Annotated in this window: 3 protein-coding genes, 1 tRNA gene and 1 pseudogene; 1 reads left to right on the top strand and 4 read right to left on the bottom strand. The window is 65.1% G+C overall.

Annotation, left to right across the window (positions count from 1 at the left end):
- Positions 1-64 precede the first annotated feature (64 nt).
- The 3 genes from RWX45_RS05910 to RWX45_RS05900 all read right to left on the bottom strand — a co-directional run bounded on the left by RWX45_RS05910 (position 65) and on the right by RWX45_RS05900 (position 4,217).
- A complete protein-coding gene (locus RWX45_RS05910; protein ID WP_316022838.1) occupies positions 65-1,576 on the bottom strand; it encodes a sulfatase in 1,512 nt (503 codons plus the stop codon).
- A gap of 96 nt (positions 1,577-1,672) precedes the next feature.
- Positions 1,673-2,728, bottom strand: coding sequence for a LacI family DNA-binding transcriptional regulator (locus tag RWX45_RS05905; protein WP_316022837.1), 1,056 nt, complete (start codon positions 2,726-2,728; stop codon positions 1,673-1,675).
- Between the two features lie 37 nt (positions 2,729-2,765).
- Positions 2,766-4,217: a glycoside-pentoside-hexuronide (GPH):cation symporter gene (locus RWX45_RS05900; RefSeq protein ID WP_316022836.1), complete on the bottom strand. Its 1,452-nt coding sequence runs from the start codon at positions 4,215-4,217 to the stop codon at positions 2,766-2,768.
- Between the two features lie 252 nt (positions 4,218-4,469).
- On the opposite strand from RWX45_RS05900, the gene RWX45_RS05895 reads away from it, so the two are divergent.
- Positions 4,470-4,545, top strand: a tRNA-Arg gene (locus tag RWX45_RS05895).
- Between the two features lie 175 nt (positions 4,546-4,720).
- Here the strand turns inward: RWX45_RS05895 and RWX45_RS05890 are convergent.
- A pseudogene (locus RWX45_RS05890) lies at positions 4,721-5,141 on the bottom strand (carboxylesterase); the annotation flags it as partial.

The following is a 5,141-nucleotide window of genomic DNA, read 5'->3' as shown; positions in this document are numbered from 1 at the left end:
GGGTGACCCGGCCCGAACACCGGGTCACCCGCCGTTCCTCTCTTGTCGGCTCTGATCGGCACGGTCAGGAGGTGGCCTCAAGGTTGGCGACGTACTTCTGGATCAGGTCGAAGATCTCGTGGTCGTACGGTGACCATTCGGGGTGGGGGGTGTCGGGCCCGGTGTAGGGCTCATCCTGGTAGTACTTCTGCATCTGAGCCATTTTCTCCTCGAGCTCGGCCTTAATGCCCGCATAGGCGGGGTCGTTGGCCACGTTGTTGAGCTCGGCGGGGTCAGCGGCCAGGTCGTAGAGTTCCCACTCGGGCTCGTACAGCTTGTCGGAGGCTCCCGGCACGCCCAGGCCGGCCCCGTAGTAGTAGATGAGCTTGTAGTCGGCGGTACGGATGCCGTAGTGGCCGGGAGCGTGGTGGATCGGGTCGTCGTGCTCCCAGTACCGGTAGTAGACGGCGTCGGGCCAGTCCTCGACCTGCTCACCCCGCAGAATCGGCAGGAAGCTGCGCCCCTGGCTGGTGGGGAGTACCTGGGAGGCATCCAGTCCGCAAATGTCGAGGAAGGTGGCGGCGAAGTCGACATTGGTGATGATCGCCTCGCAGGTCGACCCGGCCTCGATGACGGCCGGCCAGCGAATGAGCATCGGCATCTGCAGGGACTCATCGAACATGAGGCGCTTGTCGAACCAGCCGTGGTCGCCGAGGAAGAAGCCCTGGTCGGAGGTGTAGACCACCATGGTGTTCTCTCGCAGCCCGTGGGTGTCGAGGTAGTCGAGCAGGCGGCCGACGTTGTCATCGATCGACTGCACCACCTGCAGGTAGTCGCGCATGTAGCGCTGGTACTTCCACTTCATGCGTTCGGTGCGGTGCTCGGGGCCGCGCAGGTCTTCGGGCACGGGCTCCTTGAGGTCTTCGGCCGCGAGGTCGTCCGCGATCGTCATATGCACGCCGCGCACCGCCTTGGAACGGGTGGCGTGGTCGTCGAAGAAGGTCTCTGGTTCGGGGATGTCCAGGTCCGCGTACAGGTCCTTGTGCTTGGTGTCCGGAATCCAGGGTCGGTGAGGAGCCTTGTGGTGGACCATCATGACGAAGGGACGGTCCTGGTCCCGCTGCTCGAGGAACTCCAAAGACAGATCGGTGACGATGTCGGTGGCGTAGCCGGGCACCCGGCGTCGACCGGTCTCATCGATCATTTCGGGGTCGATGTACTCCCCCTGGCCGGGGAAAACCTTCCAGGCATCGAAGCTGCGGGGCGCCGCCTGCGGGCTCTCCCCCAGGTGCCACTTGCCGAACATGGCCGTCTGGTAGCCGGCGTCGTGGAGGACGTCGATGAAGGTCGGCACCCGATAATCCATCTCGGTCCAGATGGAAGAGCAGCCATTGATGTGACTGTAGGTGCCGGTCAGGATGGTGGCGCGCGAGGGGGCGCATACCGAGTTGGTGCAGTAGACCCGGTCCAGGCGCATGCCCTCCTTGGCGATGCGGTCCATATGCGGGGTCCGGTTGACGCGGCTGCCGTAGGCGGAAATGGCGTGGGCGGCGTGGTCGTCGGACATGATGAAGATAATGTTTGTCCGGTCGGACATGACGATTCCTTTCGATGCACTCTGCGCAGGCAGAGTCCGGGTAGACCTGTGACAAGAAGCTGAGTGATCAGGACTGTTTCGGTTCGAGCGTTGTATTCACTCCTTCCCCAAGGAGGGAGCCAGCATCACCCGGCGATGCTGGGGACTGGTGGTCATCTCCTCAACGATCGCCTCGGCGCACTCTCGCCCGGCCTCGGTCAGCGGTAGGCGGGAGTAAATGAGGTCGGGCCACAGCGTGGTGGACAGCGGCCCCTGGGCGAGTCCGGCGACGGTTGTTCCCGGGCTGTACATGCGGACCGCGCGGACGGCCGCTTCGACGTCGACGCCCCAGCTGCACAGGACCGCGGTGCGTTCCGGAGCGGTCGTCCCCGCAGTCAGCAACTGCCTGAGTGAATCGACGACGTCGCGCTGGTAGCGCTGCGCCTCCGCCTCCGTATGAGTGTCCAGGCTGACCAAGCGCTCGGCGTCGACGCCGTTGTAGCACATTTGGAGGCTGACGACGGGATGCTCGGCCACCACCTTGAGCAGCTCGGCCCCGCGTACGCGCTCGGCACGGGAGTCCGCCGTCGGCCGCAGATGAATGAGACGGCGTATCCCGCGTGATACGAGCAGTTCGATGACTTGCCGCACGCCGGCGGCGTAGTCGAAGTCGACGGTCGAGTAGGCCTGCTCGGTCTGTCCCATCCCGCAGTCGAGTGCCACGAAGGGCAGCGAGTAGCGAGCGACGGCGTCGCGCACGAAGTCGGATGTGGAGGCCTCGTCGTGACCGACGAAGACCAGACCATCGATGCGCCCAGACCGGTAGTCCGCGAGCGCGGCCGCTTCGACGTCCTCACCGCGAGGGTCGAGCAGGACCAGGCTGATGTCGTGGTCGCGCAGGACCGGGCGCATGCCCTCGACGATTGCCGCGTACCGGGGCAGGGTCAACGGCTTGTCGAGGAGGACACCGACGGTCCCCGATGCCTTCGACTGCAGGTTCCTCGCCCAGGAGTTGGGCACGTAGCCGAGCTCCTTGGCGATCTTACGCACCCGCGCTTTGGTCACCGGAGACAGGGCGAGGGTGGTGGAGTCGTTGAGGGCATAGGAGACCGTCGATACCGACACCTGTGCTCGTTCGGCGATGTCCTTGAGGGTGACCCGTCGGCCCGTCATGATCCCGTCCTTGCTCATGGTGCGCAGGAAGCGCGGCTCACTGGTGATTCGCTCCGCGCCCTGCGGCGGCGGCGCGCTCCTGGAGGATCACTGCATTCTGCTCCACCCGTTGCTTGCTGAGCGGGTAGACGAAAAGGATGAACAGTCCCACGATGAGGTAGAGAACGCCGGGAACGAGGGTGGCGAACATGTAGATGCCGCCCACGGTCGACTCGCTCTGGGTGGTGGCCTCGGCGTTGAATCCGACCCATCCGAGGGCGTAGCCGCCCAGTCCGCCGGCGATGGCCTGGCTGAGCTTGCGCGCCCAGGTGTTGAGGGCGTAGACGGTGCCGTCGTCGCGCTCACCGCTGCGCACCTCCTCGTAGTCAATGACGTCGGTGACCATGGCCCACACCAGCATGGTGTACAGGGCGGTACCGAAGCCGGCGATCATCATGAGGCCGATGTATACCCACGGGTTGTGGATGTGCAGGAAGTAGACAACGACGTAGATGGCGCCTGCGAGCAGTGCGCCCACACCGATGATCTCCTTCTTCCCCAAGCGACTGGCAAGCGCGGCGGCAATGGGGGCCAGCACAATAATGGGAATGTAGTTGACCAGGCCGCCGGGCCCGGAGAGCCGGCCGTCGTTGAAGTGGTACAGCCACACGTACGGGAGCATGGTGTTGGAGAGCATCGCCGCAAGGAACAGGACGATGTTGGAGGCGATCAAGGACAGTAGGGCCCGGTTGGAGAACAGGGAGACGATCAAGCCGCCGAAGCCACGTCCTTTGCCGCTGCCCTGAGCAGGCTGGTGCTTGCGCACGCGTTCGGTGACCAGGTGGTAGCAGGCGAGATAGCAGCCGATGGCCAGCACGCCGACGCCGATGGCGCCCCACAAGAAGTTCTCCGGCACCACTTGGCTGACACCCTCAATGGTGACGTACAGGAACAGCGGGGGGACGAGCGTGACGATGATGCCCGCAAGCGTTGCCCCGAAGGAGCGGAAGACGGACAGCTGCGAACGCTCCCCGGGATCGGAGGTGATGACCGAGGCCATCGAGCCGTAGGGGATGTTGATGGAGGTGTAGCAGACCGAACCCCACAGTAGATAGGTGACGGCCGCATAGGTCATCTTGGCACCGTATGACCAGTCGGCGATGCCGAAGAAGTACATGAGCGAGCTGGCCACGACCACCGGCACCGCCATGCGGCGGATCCAGGGGCGGAAGCGTCCCGTGGACGCAGGCCGCATGCGGTCCAGCAGGTGTCCCCAGCCGACGTCGGTGAACGCGTCCAGTATTCGGGCGGCAAGGAAGAGGGTGCCAACGTGGGCGGGATTGAGCCCCACCACGTTGGTGTAGAAGACCATGAGGTAGGTGGAGGCGAAGAGGAAGGTGAAGTCGTTCCCCCAGTCACCGAAGAGGTAGCCGAGTTTGTCCCGGATGCCGAAGGGTCTGGGAAGCGCCTCGTCCGGGGTGGGGGCCTGTTGGGCAAGGTTCTGGGTCATGGAGATTCCTGTTCTGCGGTCCTGCGTCGCTGCAAAACGTCCGGCCGAGGCGACGGTGCCCGCGGCGGAGTACTTCCAAGGTACGAAGGTTCAACAGGCTGAACGAGGGGTTCAAACGTTTGAAGTGGGACTTAATTCGAGGACGCCCGGCCTTGCCACGGGTCACCAGTCACGGGCGATGAGTCATCCGCGCCACAACCGTGGCGCGCAGTTTCCGTCTGGCGGCGCATCGCTGGTACAGTCACGCCCCGGGCCCCGGTAGCTCAGTGGATAGAGCGTCTGCCTCCGGAGCAGAAGGTCGCAGGTTCGAATCCTGTCCGGGGCACCACCGCGCCCGAGCCGGTCTCGGCGGGGGCTTTGGAGGACGATTTCCGACCCCGGGGTACATTCCACGACCCTGGGGTGGTCGTAAACCGTACCCCAAGGTCGGAGAACGTACGACCGCACCCACGGAACACAGGTAGACCGCCGCTGCAGCGGCGGCGTCCGACGCGTCCGGCCGTTCAGTGGGCGCCGGCGGCGAAGTCCCGATCCGTGTCGAAGATGACGCGGTCCTCGGCCACAACGAGCCGCCCGGAGCGGTTGTCACCGAAGCGGCGACCGATCGTCCGCTCCGCCCAAGGCTCCCAGCCGGGCCGACCCGTCTGGATGAAACGCACCCAGGCCGAGTGCATTGCGTCCGCGAGCGCCTGCGGCGGCGCGCTGCCAAGGGTGTGCTCGCAGTACGGCTCGCTCAAGCAGTCGAAGGCGAAGGGAATCTCCATGCAGTGGGTCGCCAGCCCCATCGGTCCGCAGCAATGGCTGAACTCGTAGGCGTAGCTGCCGCCGGTCTTCCCGGCATCGGCAGCGGCGGCCCGCTCGGCGCGCGCGAGGAACCAGGCAGCGAGCGGAATGTGGAAGACGGCATCCGAGATGAGGTTGCCG

Origin of the sequence: Actinomyces sp. MRS3W (assembly GCF_032465695.1) — a bacterium.
Lineage (GTDB): Bacteria > Actinomycetota > Actinomycetes > Actinomycetales > Actinomycetaceae > Actinomyces.
This window is presented reverse-complemented; position numbering and strand designations above follow the sequence as displayed.